The following is a 17,642-nucleotide window of genomic DNA, read 5'->3' on the forward strand; positions in this document are numbered from 1 at the left end:
CCCGGGGCCGCTGGGGCGGTTGGGGCGGGCGGGTGCGCTCGCTGACGGCGTGTCGGTGGCGCGACCTAGTGTGGAGACATGGCCGACCCGTCCACGTACCGCCCGGCGGTCGGCTCCATCCCGGAGTCCCCGGGCGTCTACAGGTTCCGCGACCCCAACGGTCGCGTCATCTACGTGGGCAAGGCCAAGAGCCTCCGCCAGCGGCTGAACAGCTACTTCGCCGACGTCGCGGGCCTGCACCCGCGCACCCGCCAGATGGTGACGACGGCGTCGAGCGTCGAGTGGACCGTCGTCGGCACCGAGGTCGAGGCGCTGCAGCTCGAGTACAACTGGATCAAGGAGTTCGACCCGCGGTTCAACGTCCGCTACCGCGACGACAAGAGCTACCCCAGCCTCGCCGTGACGTTGAACGAGGAGTACCCGCGGCTGCAGGTCATGCGCGGCCCGAAGAAGAAGGGCGTGCGCTACTTCGGCCCCTACGCCCACGCCTGGGCCATCCGCGAGACCCTCGACACCCTGACCCGCGTCTTCCCCGCCCGCACCTGCTCCACCGGGGTCTTCAAGCGGGCCGGCCAGATCGGCCGCCCCTGCCTGCTCGGCTACATCGGCAAGTGCGCCGCGCCCTGCGTCGGCAGGGTGAGCGCCGAGGAGCACCGCCGGATCGTCGACGACTTCTGCGACTTCATGGCCGGCCGCACCGAGTCGATGATCAAGCGGCTCGAGCGCGAGATGGGCGAGGCCGCCGAGGCGATGGAGTACGAGCGGGCCGCGCGGCTGCGGGACGACATCGGCGCGCTCAAGCGGGCGATGGAGAAGCAGGCCGTCGTCCTCGGTGACGGCACCGACGCCGACGTCGTCGCGTTCGCGCAGGACGAGCTCGAGGCCGCCGTCCAGGTCTTCCACGTCCGCGGGGGCCGCGTCCGGGGTCAGCGCGGCTGGATCATCGACAAGGTCGAGGACGTCACCACCGGCGAGCTGGTGGAGCAGTTCCTCCTGCAGGTCTACGGCGGGGTCGACGAGCAGACCGGCGTCGGCGAGGCCGGCGAGGCGGTGCCCCGCGAGGTGCTGGTGCCCGAGCTGCCCGCCGACGCCGACGTCTACGTCGAGCTGCTCGAGGAGCTGCGCGGTGGCCGGGTCTCGCTGCGCGTCCCCCAGCGCGGGGACAAGCGCAGCCTCATGGAGACCGTCGAGCGCAACGCCAAGGAGGCGTTCGCCCGGCACCGGGTGAAGCGGTCCAGCGACCTCACCGCCCGCTCCCTGGCGCTCTCGGAGCTCCAGGAGGCGCTGGAGCTCCCCGACGCGCCGCTGCGGATCGAGTGCATCGACATCAGCCACGTGCAGGGCACGAACGTGGTCGCGTCGATGGTCGTCTTCGAGGACGGACTGGCGAAGAAGTCGGACTACCGGCGCTTCTCCGTCACGGAGGGCACCGACGACACCGCGGCGATGGCCGAGGTCGTCCGCCGCCGTTTCGCCCGCCACCTCAAGGACGAGGCGGACCGCCGGGACGAGCAGGGCATCGCCGCGGAGGAGGGGCGGCCGCGCAGATTCGCCTACCCGCCGAACCTGCTCGTCGTCGACGGCGGTGCCCCGCAGGTCGCCGCCGCCGCCCGCTCCCTCGACGAGCTCGGGGTCGTCGACGTCGCGGTCTGCGGCCTGGCCAAGCGCATGGAGGAGGTCTGGCTGCCGGGGGAGAGCGACCCGGTCATCCTGCCGCGCACCTCCGAGGCGCTCTACCTGCTGCAGCGGGTGCGCGACGAGGCGCACCGGTTCGCGATCACCTACCACCGGCAGAAGCGGTCCACCAGCATGCTGGTGTCGCTCCTGGACGACGTCCCCGGGCTCGGGGAGACGCGACGGAAGGCGTTGATGAAGCAGTTCGGATCGCTCAAGCGGTTGCGCGCCGCGACAGTGGAGGAGCTCATGGCGGTGCCGGGGATCGGCCGGCGGACGGCGGAGGCGGTGCAGGTGGCGGTCGCGGAGCCGGCTCCGGCGCCCGAGGAGGGGCAGCCCCCGGCGGAGACCAGCCTGGCGCCGCAGGGCCCGGCCGAGCAGGGCGTCCCGCGCGCCGGCTCCGGCGACACCGCCGAGGTCGGCCGGGTGGCCTCGTGACCGCCGGCACCGGCTCGGTGCCGGCGGACGAGTCGGCCGTCGGGGGGGCCGGCGCCGAGGTCTCCGGAGCGCCGGCGGTGGGGCCGCAGAACGGCCTCTCGCCGGCGATGGATCCCGCCAGCACCGAGGTCCAGCCGCTCGAGGTCGTGGTCGTCACCGGGCTCTCCGGCGCCGGGAAGAACAGCGCCGGGCGCGTCCTCGAGGACCTCGGCTGGTTCGTCGTCGACAACCTGCCGCCGGCGCTCCTGCTGCCCATGGTGGAGCTGGGCGCCCGTGGTGACCTGCGCCGGTTCGCCGCCGTCGTCGACGTCCGCAGCCGCGCCTTCTCCAGCGACCTGGAGGAGGCGATCCGGGTCCTCTCGGCGGCCGGGCACCGGCCGCGCGTGGTCTACGTCCACGCCCGCGACGAGGTCCTGGTCCGCCGCTACGAGTCCAACCGCCGGGAGCACCCGCTGCAGGGCAACGGCACGCTCACCGACGGGATCACCGAGGAGCGGGCGCTGCTCACCGGCATCGCCGGCGAGGCGGACCTCTGGGTCGACACCAGCGACCTCAACGTCCACCAGCTGCGCGCCACGCTGGAGAACGCCTTCGCGCGCGACGGCCGCACCCCGCCGCTGACCGCGACGGTGATGAGCTTCGGCTTCAAGTACGGGCTCCCCCTGGACGCCGACCTCGTGGTGGACGCCCGCTTCCTGCCCAACCCGCACTGGGTGCCCGAGCTCCGCGCGCACAGCGGGCGCGACGCCGACGTCCGCGACTACGTCCTCGGGCAGCCGGACGCCCGTGACTTCCTGGACCGGTACAGCGAGGTGCTCCGGCTCCTGCTGCCCGGCTACCGGCGGGAGGGCAAGCGCTACCTCACGCTCGCGGTCGGCTGCACCGGCGGGAAGCACCGCAGCGTCGCGATCGCCGAGGAGTTCGCCCGACGGCTGCACGCCGAGGGCATCGCCGCCGTGGCCCGGCACCGCGACCTGGGACGCGAGTAGTGGGCGGGACGACGTTCCCGGGGCGGGCGCCCCGGGTGGTCGCCTTCGGCGGCGGTCACGGGCTCGCGGCGGCGCTGGCGGCGTGGCGGAGGATCACCCCCGAGCTGACCGCCGTGGTCACGGTCGCCGACGACGGCGGTTCGTCGGGGCGGATCCGGCGCGAGATGCCGGTGCTGCCCCCCGGTGACCTCCGCATGGCCCTCGCGGCCCTGGCCGGGGAGGCCGAGCGCGAGCAGACCCTCGCCGCGCTCTTCCAGCACCGCTTCGGCGGCAGCGGCGTGCTCGCCGGCCACCCGGTCGGCAACCTGCTGCTGACCGGGCTGGCCGAGATGTTCGGCGGCGACACCGTCCGCGCCCTCGACGAGATGTGCGTGCTCGTCGGCGCCTCCGGTCGCGTGCTGCCCATGGCCGACGAGCCGCTGGACCTCGTCGCCCGGGTGGAGACCGCCGACCCCGACGACCCGGCGCGCGTGCGCACCATCCGCGGGCAGGCGGCGATCGCTGCGACCCCCGGCCGGGTCCGGGAGATCCGGCTGGCGCCCGCCGACCCGGTGGTGCACCCGGCGGTGCTCGACGCCATCGCCGCGGCCGACGTCGTCTCCCTCGGCCCGGGTTCCTGGTACACCTCGGTGCTGCCGCACCTGCTCGTGCCGCGGCTCCGCGCGGCGCTGGCGGCCTCCGGTGCCCGGGTGGTGGTGGTGCTCAACCTGGAACCGCAGCCCGGCGAGACGGACGGCTTCTCCCCGGAGGAGCACCTGGCGGTGCTGCAGGCGCACCTGGACGGAGTGGCGTTGCACACGGTGGTCGCGGACGTGGAGTCGGTTGTTGACCGCCGTGGTCTCCTTGAGGCGGTCCGCGGGTGCGGTGCCGAGCTGCTGCTGGCGCCGGTCGCCGAGCCGGACGGTGCGCCGCGGCACGACCCGGGGCGGCTGTCCGCGGCGCTGGCATCCGTGGTCGGCTTGCGGTGAACGGATAGCGGAGTGCGAGCGGGTACCAGGTGGACGGTCGACCGGCCGGCACGAGGGGGAGAGGGGACGGCGTACGTGACGCTGACCCGGACTGCGGGGGCGGATACCTCCGGAGGAACGTGGGGGTGGACGGCATGGCGATGACCGCCATGGTGAAGGACGAGCTCTCCAGGGTGGAGTGCACGAAGACCTCCGAGCGCAAGGCCGAGGTGACCGCGCTGCTGCGGTTCTCCGGCGGGTTGCACATCGTCGGTGGCCGCGTCGTCATCGAGGCGGAGCTGGACACCGGCTCGGTCGCCCGGCGGCTGCGCCGGGACATCAGCGAGGTCTACGGCTACACCAGCGGTGTCAGCGTGCTCGCGGGCGGGAACATCCGCCGCGGTGTGCGCTACCTCGTCCGCATCGCCAAGCACGGCGAGGGTCTGGCCCGCCAGACCGGCCTGGTCGACCAGCGCGGCCGCCCGGTGCGCGGGCTCCCACCGGCGGTCGTCTCCGGCAGCATCAACGACGCCGAGGCGGCCTGGCGCGGTGCCTTCCTCGCCCACGGCTCGCTGACCGAGCCCGGCCGCTCGTCCTCGCTCGAGGTCACCTGCCCGGGGCCGGAGGCGGCCATGGCGCTCGTCGGCGCGGCCCGCCGGCTGGGGATCGCCGCCAAGGCCCGCGAGGTCCGCGGCGCCGACCGCGTCGTCGTCCGGGACGGTGACGCGATCAGCGCGCTGCTGACCCGCATGGGCGCCCACGACGCGGTGCTGGCCTGGGAGGAGCGGCGCATGCGCCGCGAGGTGCGGGCCACCGCGAACCGCCTGGCCAACTTCGACGACGCGAACCTGCGCAGGTCCGCGCGGGCCGCCGTCGCCGCCAGCGCGCGGGTCGAGCGCGCCCTGGAGATCCTCGGCGAGGACGCGCCCGAGCACCTGCTCGTCGCCGGCCGGCTGCGCCTGGAGTTCGGTCAGGCCTCGCTGGAAGAGCTCGGTCAGCGGGCCGACCCGCCGATGACCAAGGACGCCGTCGCCGGTCGCATCCGGCGGCTGCTGGCCATGGCCGACAAGCGGGCCAAGGACCTCGGCATCCCCGACACGGAGTCCGTCGTCACCGACGACATGCTGGCCCAGTAGAAGGACCTCGTCCTTCCCACCCTTCGCAGGCTCAGGGCGGGACCCGGGACGAGGCCGTTCCAGCACGTCGCCGGCGGGGGCCGTTCCAGCACGTCGCCGGCGGGGGCCGTTCCAGCACGTCGCCGGCGGGGGCGTTCCAGCTCGTCGCCGGCGGGGGCGTTCCAGCACGTCGCCGGCGAGGCCGTTCCAGAGCTGGGTCAGGACCCCTGTCGATCAGGTGACCTGATCACCAGGGAGCGGGGGCCGCGTCGCGGCGGGACCGATAGGGTCTGCACCGAGCGAGGCCGCGCGGTCCGTGCGGCAACCGACGTGACGGTTCCATGGGAGGTCTGCAGTGACGGTCCGGGTAGGCATCAACGGATTCGGCCGGATCGGCCGCAACTTCTGGCGGGCCGCCGCGGCCAGCGGTCAGGACATCGAGATCGTGGCGGTCAACGACCTGACCAGCAACGAGGCCCTGGCCCACCTGCTGAAGTACGACAGCATCCTCGGCGTCCTCAAGGAGGAGGTCGCGGCCGACGGCGACGGCATCAGCATCGGTGGGAAGACCATGAAGGTCCTCTCCGAGCGCGACCCGGCCAACCTGCCCTGGGGCGACCTCGGCGTCGACGTCGTCGTCGAGTCGACCGGCTTCTTCACCAAGGCCGCCGACGCCCGCAAGCACGTGGACGCCGGTGGCGCCAAGAAGGTCATCATCTCCGCGCCGGCCACCGATGACGACATCACCATCGTCATGGGGGTCAACGACGACCTGTACGACGGCTCGCAGACGATCATCAGCAACGCGTCGTGCACCACCAACTGCCTGGCGCCGCTGGCCAAGGTCCTCAACGACGCGTTCGGCATCGAGCGCGGCCTGATGACCACCATCCACGCCTACACCGCCGACCAGAACCTGCAGGACGGTCCGCACAAGGACCTGCGCCGTGCGCGCGCCGCCGCCCTCAACATGGTGCCGACGTCCACGGGCGCGGCCAAGGCGATCGGCCTGGTGCTCCCGGAGCTCAAGGGCAAGCTCGACGGCTACGCCATCCGGGTCCCCGTGCCGACCGGCTCGGCCACCGACCTCACGGTCCAGGTCTCCCGCGAGGCCTCGGCCGACGAGATCGACGCCGCCTACCGCGAGGCCGCCGCCGGGCCGCTGGGCAAGTACCTCACCTACACCGACGCGCCGATCGTCTCGTCCGACATCGTCACCGACCCGTCGTCGTGCATCTACGACGCGAAGCTCACCAAGGTCTTCGGCCCGATGGTCAAGGTCCTGGGCTGGTACGACAACGAGTGGGGCTACTCGAACCGCCTCGTCGACCTCACCACCCTGGTCGGCAAGTCCCTCTGATGCGCTCCGTCGACGACCTCATCGCCGAGGGCGTCTCGGGTCGGCGCGTGCTGCTGCGCGCCGACCTGAACGTCCCGCTGGACAAGCAGACGCGCGAGATCACCGACGACGGCCGGATCCGCGCGAGCCTGCCGACCCTGAAGGCGCTGCGGGAGGCCGGGGCCCGCGTGATCGTGGCGGCGCACCTGGGCCGCCCCAAGGGCACGCCGGACCCGCAGTTCTCGCTCGCGCCGGTGGCCGCCCGCCTGGGCGAGCTGCTCGGCACGACCGTGCCGCTCGCCACCGACGTGGCCGGCGAGGACGCGCAGGCCAAGGCCGCCGGCCTCGGGGACGGCGACGTCCTCCTGCTGGAGAACGTGCGGTTCGAGGCCGCGGAGACGTCGAAGGACGACGCCGAGCGGGCCGCTTTCGCCGAGCGGCTCGCGGCGCTGGCCGACGTCTACGTGGACGACGCCTTCGGCGCGGTGCACCGCGCGCACGCCTCGGTGTTCGACGTCGCCGAGCGGATCCCGCACTACGCGGGCCGCCTCGTCGCCCGCGAGCTCGAGGTGCTCACCCGGTTGACCACCGACCCCGAGCGGCCCTACGTGGTGGTGCTGGGCGGGTCCAAGGTCAGCGACAAGCTGGCGGTGATCGAGGCGCTGCTGCCCAAGGTCGACCGGCTGCTCGTCGGCGGCGGGATGTGCTTCACCTTCCTGGCCGCGCAGGGCCACGAGGTCGGCACGTCGCTCCTGGAGGCCGACCAGGTGGAGACCTGCCGCCGGCTGCTCTCCGAGGCCGGCGACCGGATCGTGCTCCCCGTCGACGTCGTCTGCGCGCCGGAGTTCGGCGCGGACGCCCCGACCACGATCGTGGCCGTCGACGCCATCCCCGGGGACCAGATGGGGCTCGACGTGGGGCCGCGCACCGTGGAGCTGTTCGGCAGCACCCTGGGCGACGCGCGCACCGTGTTCTGGAACGGCCCCATGGGCGTCTTCGAGCTGGCGCCCTTCCAGGCCGGCACCCGCGGCGTGGCGCAGGCGGTCTCCGCCGTCGCCGGGCTGTCGGTCGTGGGCGGCGGGGACTCTGCCGCCGCGGTGCGGGTGCTCGGCCTCGACGAGAACGCGTACGGGCACATCAGCACCGGTGGCGGCGCGTCGCTGGAGTACCTCGAGGGCCGGGACCTCCCGGGCCTCGCGGTGCTGGCCGACTGAGCGAGGAGCGGACATGGCACGCACGCGTCCCACCCCGGCCCGCGAGGGCCGCCGGCCGCTCATCGCCGGCAACTGGAAGATGCACATGACCCACCTGGAGGCCATCGGCCTGGTCCAGAAGGTGGTCTTCTCGCTCAAGGAGGAGGAGCTCGAGGCGGCCGAGGTCGTCGTCCTCCCGCCGTTCACCGCCTTGCGCAGCGTGCAGACGCTGGTGGCCGGCGACAAGCTGGACATCGGCTACGGCGCGCAGGACCTCTCGCCCCACGACTCCGGCGCCTACACCGGTGACGTCAGCGGCGCGATGCTGAGCGCCCTGGCCTGCGGCTACGTGACCGTCGGGCACTCCGAGCGGCGCGCGCTGCACGACGAGGACGACGCGGTCGTCGCCGCCAAGCTGCGCAGCAGCCTGCGGCACGGCATCGTGCCGATCCTCTGCGTGGGGGAGGGGCTCGACGTCCGCAAGGCCGGCACCCACGTCGCCCACTGCACCGGTCAGCTGGACGCCGCCCTCGAGGGGCTCACGGCCGAGCAGGTCGCCGGGCCCGGCGGTGGCGTCGTGCTCGCCTACGAACCCGTGTGGGCGATCGGCACCGGCGAGGTAGCCACCCCGGAGGACGCGCAGGAGGTCTGCGGCGCCCTGCGCGCGCGGCTCGCCGAGCGCTTCGGGAGTGACAGCGCGGCCACGGTCCGTATCCTCTACGGCGGGTCGGTGAAGGCCGCCAACACGGCCGGGATCCTGGCCGGGGCGGACGTCGACGGCGCACTCGTCGGCGGGGCCAGCCTGGACGCCGAGGAGTTCGCGCAGATCTGCCGGATCGCCGCCGGGGGTAGCTGAACCCTGCTGCCCGCCGCCGGCCGGACACGGATGGGGGTGGGCAGCAGGTGGAGCCTTCGACGCTGGAGCGGTGGACCGACCGGCTCCCGCCCTGGGCGCGGGGCTGGTCGCGTCGGCGCCTGCTGGCCTCCGCCGCGGTGATCACGCTGGTCGTGGTCCTCGCCGTGAGCTGCCTCGGCAGCACGGGCGGGCGCGCCGACGTGCCGGTGCTCGCCGACGGCCCCGACGCCGGCATCGAGGGCGTGCGGTCGCCGTCGGACCAGCGCGGCGGCACGCTGCGGGTGGTCGCGCCCGCCGTCGACAGCCTGGACCCGCAGCGCTCCTACCTGCCGGGCGTGTGGAACCTCATGCGGCTCTACACCCGGACCCTGGTCACGTACTCGAGCGAGGCGGGGGGCACCACCGAACTGGTGCCCGACCTCGCCACCGACCTCGGCACCGTCTCCGAGGACGGGCTGACGTGGACCTTCACGCTGAAGGAGGGCGTCCGCTTCGAGAACGGCCGCCCCATCACCAGCGCCGACGTGAAGTACGGGATCCAGCGGTCGTTCGCGTCGGACGTGATCGTCGGTGGGCCGACCTACCTGGTGGGCCTGCTCGACGACCCGGCCAACCCCTACCCGGGGCCGTACTCGACCGACGAGGACGACCCCGACCTCACCTCCATCGAGACGCCCGACGACCGCACCGTCGTCTTCCGGCTGCGCACCGCGCAGCCGGAGCTGCCCTACGTGCTGGCGCTGCCGTCGGCCGGCCCGGTGCCGGCCGAGGCCGACACCCGCGGTGAGTACGGCGCCGACCCGGTGTCCTCCGGGCCCTACGCGATCACCTCGGTGGACCCGGAGACCGGCATCCTGCTGGAGCGGAACCCGGAGTGGGACCCGGCGACCGACGAGGTGCGCACGGCGCTGCCCGACAGCGTGGTGGTGCGCACGGGGCTCTCCGGGTTGGCGCGCGACCAGGCGCTGCTCGCCGGCTCCGCCGACCTGGACATCTCCGGCACCGGGGTCATGCCCGCCACCACGGTGCGCCTCGCCGGTGAGGACGGGGAGCAGCTGATGGACCGGGTGGACGACGTCACGACCGGCGCCGTCCGCCTGCTCGCGCTGCCCACGGACGTCGCGCCCATGGACGACGCCGGCTGCCGGACCGCCGTCGCGGCCGCCGTCGACCGGCGCGGCGTCCAGGATGCGCTCGGCGGGGCGGTCGACGCGGTGCGCAGCAGCTCGCTGTGGCCGCGGGTCCTGTCCGGCGGCCCCGAGGGCGGCGCCGAGGGTCCGGACCTGGCCGCGGCCCGGGCGGCCCTGGAGGAGTGCGGGCGGCCCGACGGGTTCGCCACCGTCCTCGCGGTCCCCGACGTGAGCAGCAGCGTCGACGTCGCCGAGGAGATCGCCACCCAGCTCGGCGAGGTCGGGATCGACGTCGAGGTGCGCCCGCTGGACCCCGCGACCTTCTACGCCACCGACGTCGGCAACCCCGACAACGTCGCCGCCAGCGGCTACGGCCTGATCCTGGCCACCCGGACCGCGGATTTCCCGACGCCCGGGTCGTTCCTCGTGCCGCTGGTCGACGGGCGCAGCATCGCCCGGGTCGGCAACCCGAACTACGCGCGGCTGGCCGACCCGGAGGTCGACGTTCTGGTCGACCGGGCACGGGCGGGCGAGGCGGAGTGGGCCGAGGTCGCCGTGGCGGCCCAGGCGCGGGCGGCCTACGTGCCGCTCGCCGAGACCCGCATCCAGCTGCTGGCGGGGCAGCGGCTGCGCAACGGCCTGGTGATGCACCCCTACGACGGTTACGACGTCGCCACCGCCGGCGTCCGCTGACAGCCGCGGGAGCATCGCAGCGGGGAACGGTCCAGTGGCCGCGCTGCGGGGTCCCGCCGCGAGCGAGCGGTGGGGGGCAGCGGGGTCCTTCCTGGACCGGGGCGCGGGAGCGGGCCGGTGGGTCGTCCGCTGACGGCCGCGGGCGGCACCGGCAGTGCTGACCGGTGCACCGTCGACCGTCGGCTACGCTCGAACCGACAGCTGGCGTCCGTCGCCGGTCGCCGACACTTCCGGAGAGGTCAATGGAGCTGGTCCTCAACGTGCTGCTGGTCCTCAGCAGCCTGCTGCTCGTGGTGCTCATCCTGCTGCACCGCGGCAAGGGGGGCGGGCTGTCCTCGATGTTCGGGGGCTCGGTGTCCTCTTCGCTGTCCGGGTCGTCGGTCGTGGAGAAGAACCTCAACCGCCTGACCGTGCTCACCGCGATCGTCTGGACGGTCTGCATCGTCGCCCTGGGCATCCTGATCAAGGTGAATCCCTGACCTTGCCCGACGTGGCCTGCTTCACAGCCGGCGCGCAATCGTGACCGGGAAACGGCCTCCCAAGCCCTAGACTCCTCCCGCGGTGGTCGGCGTCGCCGCGCCCGGACGGACGATCAGGGGGCACACGTGGCTGGTGGGAATGCGATCCGGGGCACCCGGGTCGGAGCGGGTCCGGTCGGCGAGGTCGAGCGCGGCGAGTCCGCGCCCCGCCGGCGGATCCCCTTCTGGTGCGCCAACGGCCACGAGACGCGCGTGGTCCTCGCGAGCGACGCCGAGGTGCCCGAGCTGTGGGACTGCCCGCGCTGCGGGCTCCCGGCCGGGCAGGACCGGACGGCCCCGCCGCCGGCACCGCGGATCGAGCCGTACAAGACCCACCTGGCGTACGTGCGGGAGCGGCGCAGCGACGCCGACGGCGACGCCCTGCTCGAGGAGGCCCTCGACCGGCTCCGCGTGCGCCGCGGCGGCTGACTCAGCCCCCGGCGCGGGGCAGGCGCGACGCGGCACCGGCGTCGAGCAGCCAGCGGGTGGCCCGGGTGCCGTGAACCCCGGCCGCGGGGAGGTCGACCGGGTCGGCTCCGCCCAGCGCGGCGGCCACCGCCTCGGCCTTCTCCTCGCCGGAGACGAGCAGCCAGACCTCCTCGGCGCTGTTGATCGCCGGGAAGCCGAGGCTGACGCGGGTCGGCGGCGGCTTGGGGCAGTCGCGCACCGCGACCACCGGGCGCGCGTCACGCACCGCGGGGGAGCCGGGGAAGATCGAGGCCGTGTGGCCCTCGGCCCCCATGCCCAGGAGAAGCACGTCGAAGCGGGGCAGCTCCGCGCCCTCGGCGGCGTGCGCCCGGAGTTCGGCCAGGTAGGCCTCGGCGGCCTCCTCGGGTGAGCCGGAGCCGGAGTCCGACGCCGGCATCGCGTGCACCCGCTCCTCGGGGACGCCGACGCGGTCGAGCAGCGCGGCGCGGGCCTGCCCCTCGTTGCGCTCGCCGTCCCCGGCGGGCACGAAGCGCTCGTCGCCCCACCAGATGTCGACCGCGGTCCAGTCGACGGTCTCGCGGACCGGCTCGGCGGCCAGGCCGGCCACCCGCTCCAGCACGGCGATGCCGATGCCGCCGCCGGTCAGCACCACCGATGCGGTGCCGTGCACCGCCTGGGCCGCGGCGAGCCGCGCGACGAGCGCCTCGGCGACCGCGCGGGCCAGCCGGTCGGCGTCCGGCTCGATCACGACGTCGGGGACGGGGCGGCCGGCGTCGGGGAGCTCGGCGGACACCCGGTCGCCGGGGGAGAGGCTCATCCTCCTGCACCGTCCTCGGGGTCGGTGTCGTCGGGCGCGGCGGGGTCGAACCACACGTGCTTCCGGACCGCGGGCCGGTCGGACAGCCCGGTGAGGCCGGTCGCGGCCTCCAGGGCATCGCTGTAGGGCTCGTCGGGGTCGAGCCGGTGCAGCTCCTCGCTCAGCAGGTCCCCGAGGGGCCGCTCGGGCAGGGCGACGCTCGAGTCCGGCCGGTAGGGCTGGGAGATGACCGCGCCGCCCCGGCGGTCGGCCCGGACCCGCACCTCCTCGTCCTGGTCCAGCTGCAGGGCGATCGACCCGACGCCGCTCGGCCCGGTCCGCTGCTCGGCCGGGGTGATCTCGATGCTGCAGCCGCTGCGGGAGGCGAGCCACCCGGCCAGCAGCTGGGCGGTGGCGTTGTGCGGATCGCCCTCGATCGTGCCGCCGCGCACCCGGACGGCGTCGCCCCGGCGGCCGGAGACGGAGTCCAGCGTCGAGGTGAGCGCCGCGCGCCAGGGGGTGCTCCGGGTCCAGGCCAGGTCCGAGTCCCCGGGGGCGTAGTCCTCGGCCCGGATGCGCAGAGCGGCCAGCGGGTCCTGCGCCAGCGAGGTGTCGGTGATCCGCCGGTCGGCGAAGACGCCCAGGGCGTCGGTCGCGATCCGCTCCGGCGGGTCCTCGTGCCACCAGGTGACGACCGGGGCGTCGGCGGCGAGCAGGGGCAGCACCACCGACTCGGCGTGCAGGGCCAGCCGCCCGTACATGCGCATCACGACGGCCTCACCGGGGCCGAGCCGGCCGCCGATGAGCACCTCCGCGTCGAGCCGGGGGCCGGGGGCGTCGATCTGCCGGCGGACCACGATCAGCAGGCGGCAGGGGTGCAGCTCGGCGGCGTGCGTCGCCGCCTCCTCCGCCTCGGCGACCCGGCTCTCGTCGGCCACGACCACCAGCGTCAGCGCGACCCCGGAGAGGACGGCCCCGCCGGTGCGCCGCTGGGCGGCCAGTTCCTTCACCACGGCCGATCCCGTGGTGTCCCACAGCGTGGTCATGCGGTCTCCTCCGGTCGGCGGTGGCGCGGGCGGGTGGCGCTCACGGTCGCCGCCAACGACGGCCCTCGGCCGCGAGCATCTCGTCGGCGGCCCGCGGGCCCCACTCGCCGGCCCGGTAGGGGTAGGGCTCGTTGCCGGCCCAGAACTCCTCCAGGGGGTCGATGACCGCCCACGACGCCTCCACCTCGGCGTTGCGCGGGAAGAGGGTGGCGTCGCCCAGCAGGACGTCGAGGAGCAGGCGTTCGTAGGCCTCGGGGCTGCTCTCGGTGAACTGCTCGCCGTAGAGGAAGTCCATCGAGACGTCCCGGACCTCCATGACGCTGCCGGGAACCTTCGACCCGAACTTGAGGGTGACCCCTTCGTCGGGTTGCACCCGCACCACCAGCTGGTTGTTGCCCAGTTCCTGGGTGTCGGTCTCCGCGAAGGGCAGGTGCGGAGCCCGCTTGAACACCAGGGCGATCTCGGTGACCCGGCGGGGGAGCCGCTTGCCCGTGCGCAGGTAGAAGGGCACCCCGGCCCAGCGGCGGGTCTCCACGCCCAGCCGCACCGCCGCGTAGGTCTCGGTCGTCGAGGACGGGTCGACGCCCTCCTCCTGGCGGTAGGCCTGGACCCGCTGCCCGGCCAGCCAGCCCTGCTGGTACTGCCCGCGGATGGCCGACCTGCGCAGGTCGTCGGGCAGCGAGATCGCCCGCAGCACCTTGAGCTTCTCGGTGCGGATCTCCTCGGCGGAGAACTCGACCGGCTCCTCCATCGCGGTCAGCGCCAGCAGCTGCAGCAGGTGGTTCTGCAGCACGTCGCGGGCGGCGCCGGTCTTCTCGTAGAAGCCGGCCCGGCCGCCGATCCCGACGTCCTCCGCCATGGTGATCTGCACCGAGTCGACGTGGTGGCCGTTCCAGACCGGCTCGAAGAGGGTGTTGGCGAACCGCAGCGCCATCAGGTTCTGGACGGTCTCCTTGCCCAGGTAGTGGTCGATGCGGAAGACGTCGTCGGCGGTGAAGACCGAGTCCACCAGCGCGTTGAGCTCGCGGCTGGACTCCAGATCGGTGCCGAACGGCTTCTCCACCACGACCCGCCGCCAGCGCTCCGGCGTGCTGTCGGCCATCCCGGTGCGCTGCATCTGCTTGAGGACGACGGGGAACATCGCAGGCGGGATCGACAGGTAGAATGCAGCGTTCCCGCCGATGCCGTGGCTGCCCTCCAGCTCGGCGAGGTGGTGGGCCAGCTCGTCGAAGGCGTTGTCGTCGTCGAAGCTGCCCTGGACGAAGCGGACGGTGCCGGCCAGCCGCTCCCAGACCTCCTCGCGCCAGGGCGTCCGGGCGTTGTGGCGTGCGGCGTCGCGGGCCAGCTCCGCGAACTCGGTGTCGCCCCAGTCGCGGCGGGCGAAGCCCAGCAACGCGAAGTTCGTGGGCAGCAGGCCGCGGTTGGCGAGGTCGTACACGGCCGGCAGGAGCTTCTTGCGCGCGAGGTCACCGGTGATGCCGAAGACGACCAGGGCGCAGGGCTCGGGGACCCGGGGCAGCCGCCGATCGCGGGGATCGCGCAGGGGATTGGGGATCATCGCGGGCCGCGCAGCGGGGAGAGGCTCACGAGCGGGCCACGCAGCGGGGAAGATGTCATCGTCCGTCCTCGTGGTCGGAGGGGTCGCCGTCCGGCCCCGGGGAGCCGGACGGCGGGTGCAGCAGGCGCGGGTCGAGCGGCGGCTCCGGCGTCGGATCCGCCGTCCTCAGCAGCGCAACGCGGTGAGCAGCTGGTCGATGCCCGCCGCGCGGTCGGTGAGGTGCAGGTGGAGCAGCGGGCGGTCGCGGTCGGCCAGCGCCTTCCGGTCGCCGGCGGCCTGGGCCGCCTGCAGGGTGCCGAAGGTGTACGGCCGGTCGGGCACCGGCAGGTCCTCGCCGATCGCGCCGGTGATCTGCAGGAAGACGCCGACCTGCGGTCCGCCCTTGTGGTACTGCCCGGTGGAGTGCAGGAAGCGCGGGCCCCAGCCGAAGGTCACCGCCTGCTCGGTCCGCCCGGCCAGCGCGGTGCGCAGCGCGGCGGCGCGGGCGTCGCGGAGCCGGTCCAGGTAGGCCATGACGGCGAGGTAGCCACGCGGCGGCACGGCGGCGAGGAGGGCGTCCAGCGCCAGCGAGAGCCCGTCGTGGGACGAGAGGTCCACCCCCGTGAGCACCGCCGCCGTGCCGCGGATCTCCACCGCGCCGATCGTGGCCTCGGCCGGCTCGTCGGGGAGCCCGGCGGCGAGGATCGCCCGGGTGTTCTCCTTGCTCTCGGTCACGTTCGGCTGGTCGAAGGGGTTGATGCCCAGCACCCGCCCGGCCACCGCGGTGGCGTACTCCCAGCCGAGGAACTGCGCGCCGAGCGGCCCGGTCACCCCGACCACCGGCTCGGCGCCGGTGGCCTGTGTGCCCACGAGACCCAGCAGCACGTCGGCGCCGGAGCGGCCGGGCGCCTCGGGCGACTCGAGGACGACCGGCAGGATGCCGCGCCCCTCCTTGCCCGTGGACTCGGCGATGAGCTGCTCGGCCCAGTCGCCGAAGCCCTCGATCGGGGTCTCGCCGGCGTCGGCGAGGGCGAGCTTGTCGCGGCCGGCGCAGACCGCCGCGCCCAGCACCACCCCCAGCTCCATGGCCGGGTTGGCGGGGTCGGCGAGGTGCTCGGCCAGCTGTTCGGCGTCCTCGACGAGCGCGGCGACGTCGGCACCGGCGAGCGCGGAGGGGACCAGCCCGAAGGCGGAGAGCGCGCTGTACCGCCCACCGACGGTGGGGTCGGCGAGGAACACCGCCCGTGCGCCCATGGCCTGGGCCGTCTCCGCCAGCGGCGAGCCGGGGTCGGTGACGACGACGAAGCGGGCGCCGATCCGGCGCTCGTCGAGGCCGGCACGGGCGAACGCGCTCATGAACGCCCGCCGCTGGCTGTCGGTCTCGACCGTGCCGCCCGACTTGGAGCTGATCACCACGACGGTGCGCTCCAGCTCGGTCATGGCCGCCGCCACCTGCCCGGGGTCGGTGGTGTCGAGCACGACCAGCGGCACGCCCGCGGTCCGGCAGATGACCTCCGGTGCGAGCGAGGAGCCGCCCATGCCGCACAGCACGATCCGGTCCAGCCCCTCGACGACCAGCTGCGCGCGGAGCTCGGCCAGGGACGCGAGCAGCGACCGGGAGGTGGCCGGGAGGTCCAGCCACCCCAGCCGGACGGCGGCCTCGTCCTCGGCGTCGGGGCCCCACAGCGTCGCGTCCTTGCGCACGAGGCGGGCCGCGACGCCGTCCTGCTCGAGCTGCGCCCGGAGGGGCTGCGGGATCTCCAGCCCGGTGCAGGTGACCCCGAGGGTCACGCTTTGTCCTCCAGCTCCGTGCGCACCGACTCGGTGAGCTCGTCCCAGGACTCGACGAACTTCTGCACGCCCTCCTCCTCCAGCACCCGGAAGACGTCGTCGAGGTCCACGCCCGCGTCACGCACCGCCTGCATGACCCCCGCGGCGTCGTCGTAGGACTTCTGCACGGGGGTGCCGGGGGCGCCGTGGTCGGCGTAGGCCATGAGCGTCTTCTCCGGCATGGTGTTGACCGTGCCGGGGGCGATGAGCTCGCTGATGTAGAGGGTGTCGGAGTACTCCGGGTTCTTGACTCCCGTGGACGCCCACAGCGGCCGCTGCCGGCGGGCGCCCTTGGCCTCGAGGGCCTGCCAGCGCTCGGAGGAGAAGACCTCCTCGTAGGCCTGGTAGGCCAGCTGGGCGTTGGCGACGCCGGCCTTGCCCTTGAGCGAGGGGTCGGCGCCCGCGGCGTCCAGGCGCTTGTCGATCTCGCTGTCCACCCGGGAGACGAAGAACGAGGCCACCGACTCCAGCTGCGAGAGGTCGGCCTCCGGGTCGTCGGCGAGCCGCTGCTCCAGGCCGGAGAGGTAGGCGTCCATGACCGCCCGGTACCGCTCGAGGCTGAAGATCAAGGTGACGTTGACGCTGATCCCGCGGGCGATCGAGGTGGTGATCGCCGGCAGGCCGGCCGCGGTGGCGGGGATCTTGATGAACAGGTTGGGCCGGTCGACCAGCCACCACAGGTGGGCGGCCTCGGCGGCGGTGGCGTCGGTGTCGTTGGCGAGGCCGGGGGCGACCTCGAGGGACACCCGTCCGTCGCCCGGCTGCCGGTCGGCCACCGGCCGCAGCAGGTCGCAGGCGTCGCGGACGTCGGCCGCCGTGACGGTGCGCAGGGCCTCCTCGACGCTCACCTGGCGCACCGCGAGGGCGTGCAGCTGGTCGTCGTAGGACTTTGAGCCGCTGATCGCCGCGGCGAAGATGGTCGGGTTGGTGGTCACGCCGACGACGGAGTGCTCGTCGACCAGTGACTGGAGGTTGCCGCTGCGGATGCGGTCGCGCGAGAGGTCGTCGAGCCAGACGGCGACCCCCGCGGCCGACAGCTCGGCCAGGTTCTCGTTCTGTGCCATGTCAGGTGCCTTCCTGAGAGAGGACCCCCTTGCCCCCCACCACTCGCG

General features: G+C 74.1%; 15 protein-coding genes. 10 read left to right on the forward strand and 5 right to left on the reverse strand.

The window, feature by feature from the left end; translation table 11 throughout:
- The first annotated feature begins 78 nt into the window (after nt 1-78).
- The 10 genes from uvrC to ACI79P_RS07940 all read left to right on the forward strand — a co-directional run bounded on the left by uvrC (nt 79) and on the right by ACI79P_RS07940 (nt 11,321).
- Nucleotides 79-2,112 carry an excinuclease ABC subunit UvrC gene (uvrC, locus tag ACI79P_RS07895; RefSeq protein WP_456580482.1) on the forward strand — a complete coding sequence of 678 codons (2,034 nt, stop codon included), beginning with the start codon at nt 79-81 and terminating at the stop codon, nt 2,110-2,112.
- On the forward strand, nt 2,109-3,101 hold the full coding sequence (gene rapZ / locus ACI79P_RS07900; RefSeq protein WP_456580483.1) for an RNase adapter RapZ: 993 nt from the start codon (nt 2,109-2,111) through the stop codon (nt 3,099-3,101). Before uvrC ends, rapZ begins: the two co-directional genes overlap by 4 nt.
- Nucleotides 3,101-4,069: a gluconeogenesis factor YvcK family protein gene (locus ACI79P_RS07905; RefSeq protein ID WP_456580484.1), complete on the forward strand. Its 969-nt coding sequence runs from the start codon at nt 3,101-3,103 to the stop codon at nt 4,067-4,069. Before rapZ ends, ACI79P_RS07905 begins: the two co-directional genes overlap by 1 nt.
- Before the next feature lie 134 nt (nt 4,070-4,203).
- Nucleotides 4,204-5,184, forward strand: a complete 981-nt coding sequence (gene whiA / locus ACI79P_RS07910) for a DNA-binding protein WhiA (RefSeq protein ID WP_091930636.1) — start codon at nt 4,204-4,206, stop codon at nt 5,182-5,184.
- A 334-nt stretch (nt 5,185-5,518) separates the two neighbouring features.
- On the forward strand, nt 5,519-6,523 hold the full coding sequence (gene gap / locus ACI79P_RS07915; RefSeq protein ID WP_456580485.1) for a type I glyceraldehyde-3-phosphate dehydrogenase: 1,005 nt from the start codon (nt 5,519-5,521) through the stop codon (nt 6,521-6,523).
- Nucleotides 6,523-7,716: a phosphoglycerate kinase gene (locus ACI79P_RS07920; protein ID WP_456580486.1), complete on the forward strand. Its 1,194-nt coding sequence runs from the start codon at nt 6,523-6,525 to the stop codon at nt 7,714-7,716. Before gap ends, ACI79P_RS07920 begins: the two co-directional genes overlap by 1 nt.
- 13 nt (nt 7,717-7,729) lie before the next feature.
- Nucleotides 7,730-8,551 carry a triose-phosphate isomerase gene (gene tpiA / locus ACI79P_RS07925; RefSeq protein WP_456580487.1) on the forward strand — a complete coding sequence of 274 codons (822 nt, stop codon included), beginning with the start codon at nt 7,730-7,732 and terminating at the stop codon, nt 8,549-8,551.
- A gap of 47 nt (nt 8,552-8,598) precedes the next feature.
- Nucleotides 8,599-10,374 (forward strand): ABC transporter substrate-binding protein, encoded by a 1,776-nt coding sequence (locus ACI79P_RS07930; RefSeq protein WP_456580488.1) that lies wholly within the window; start codon nt 8,599-8,601, stop codon nt 10,372-10,374.
- A gap of 242 nt (nt 10,375-10,616) precedes the next feature.
- Nucleotides 10,617-10,853, forward strand: a complete 237-nt coding sequence (secG, locus tag ACI79P_RS07935; RefSeq protein ID WP_456580489.1) for a preprotein translocase subunit SecG — start codon at nt 10,617-10,619, stop codon at nt 10,851-10,853.
- A 126-nt stretch (nt 10,854-10,979) separates the two neighbouring features.
- Entirely contained in the window at nt 10,980-11,321 is a 342-nt protein-coding gene (locus ACI79P_RS07940) for an RNA polymerase-binding protein RbpA (RefSeq protein ID WP_456580490.1), read from the forward strand.
- 1 nt (nt 11,322) lies between these two features.
- Here ACI79P_RS07940 and pgl read toward each other — a convergent pair whose 3' ends face one another.
- The 5 genes from pgl to tal form a co-directional block, all read right to left on the reverse strand.
- On the reverse strand, nt 11,323-12,138 hold the full coding sequence (pgl, locus tag ACI79P_RS07945) for a 6-phosphogluconolactonase (RefSeq protein ID WP_456580491.1): 816 nt from the start codon (nt 12,136-12,138) through the stop codon (nt 11,323-11,325).
- Entirely contained in the window at nt 12,135-13,163 is a 1,029-nt protein-coding gene (locus ACI79P_RS07950) for a glucose-6-phosphate dehydrogenase assembly protein OpcA (RefSeq protein ID WP_456580492.1), read from the reverse strand. Before ACI79P_RS07950 ends, pgl begins: the two co-directional genes overlap by 4 nt.
- 40 nt (nt 13,164-13,203) lie before the next feature.
- Nucleotides 13,204-14,721, reverse strand: coding sequence for a glucose-6-phosphate dehydrogenase (gene zwf, locus ACI79P_RS07955; RefSeq protein ID WP_456580493.1), 1,518 nt, complete (start codon nt 14,719-14,721; stop codon nt 13,204-13,206).
- A 165-nt stretch (nt 14,722-14,886) separates the two neighbouring features.
- Entirely contained in the window at nt 14,887-16,491 is a 1,605-nt protein-coding gene (locus tag ACI79P_RS07960) for a glucose-6-phosphate isomerase (protein ID WP_456580494.1), read from the reverse strand.
- Nucleotides 16,488-17,594 (reverse strand): transaldolase, encoded by a 1,107-nt coding sequence (gene tal, locus ACI79P_RS07965; RefSeq protein ID WP_456580495.1) that lies wholly within the window; start codon nt 17,592-17,594, stop codon nt 16,488-16,490. Before tal ends, ACI79P_RS07960 begins: the two co-directional genes overlap by 4 nt.
- Between the last annotated feature and the right edge of the window lie 48 nt (nt 17,595-17,642).

Source organism: Blastococcus sp. SYSU DS0510, assembly GCF_054050835.1.

What these genes read in the sequence shown, in the direction of transcription:
- secG (WP_456580489.1), top strand. Translation starts at nt 10,617, where the DNA reads ATGGAGCTGGTCCTCAACGTGCTGCTGGTCCTCAGCAGCCTGCTGCTC.
- ACI79P_RS07920 (WP_456580486.1), top strand. Translation starts at nt 6,523, where the DNA reads ATGCGCTCCGTCGACGACCTCATCGCCGAGGGCGTCTCGGGTCGGCGC.
- uvrC (WP_456580482.1), top strand. Translation starts at nt 79, where the DNA reads ATGGCCGACCCGTCCACGTACCGCCCGGCGGTCGGCTCCATCCCGGAG.
- tal (WP_456580495.1), bottom strand. Translation starts at nt 17,594, where the DNA reads ATGGCACAGAACGAGAACCTGGCCGAGCTGTCGGCCGCGGGGGTCGCC.
- tpiA (WP_456580487.1), top strand. Translation starts at nt 7,730, where the DNA reads ATGGCACGCACGCGTCCCACCCCGGCCCGCGAGGGCCGCCGGCCGCTC.
- zwf (WP_456580493.1), bottom strand. Translation starts at nt 14,721, where the DNA reads ATGATCCCCAATCCCCTGCGCGATCCCCGCGATCGGCGGCTGCCCCGG.
- ACI79P_RS07950 (WP_456580492.1), bottom strand. Translation starts at nt 13,163, where the DNA reads ATGACCACGCTGTGGGACACCACGGGATCGGCCGTGGTGAAGGAACTG.
- pgl (WP_456580491.1), bottom strand. Translation starts at nt 12,138, where the DNA reads ATGAGCCTCTCCCCCGGCGACCGGGTGTCCGCCGAGCTCCCCGACGCC.
- whiA (WP_091930636.1), top strand. Translation starts at nt 4,204, where the DNA reads ATGGCGATGACCGCCATGGTGAAGGACGAGCTCTCCAGGGTGGAGTGC.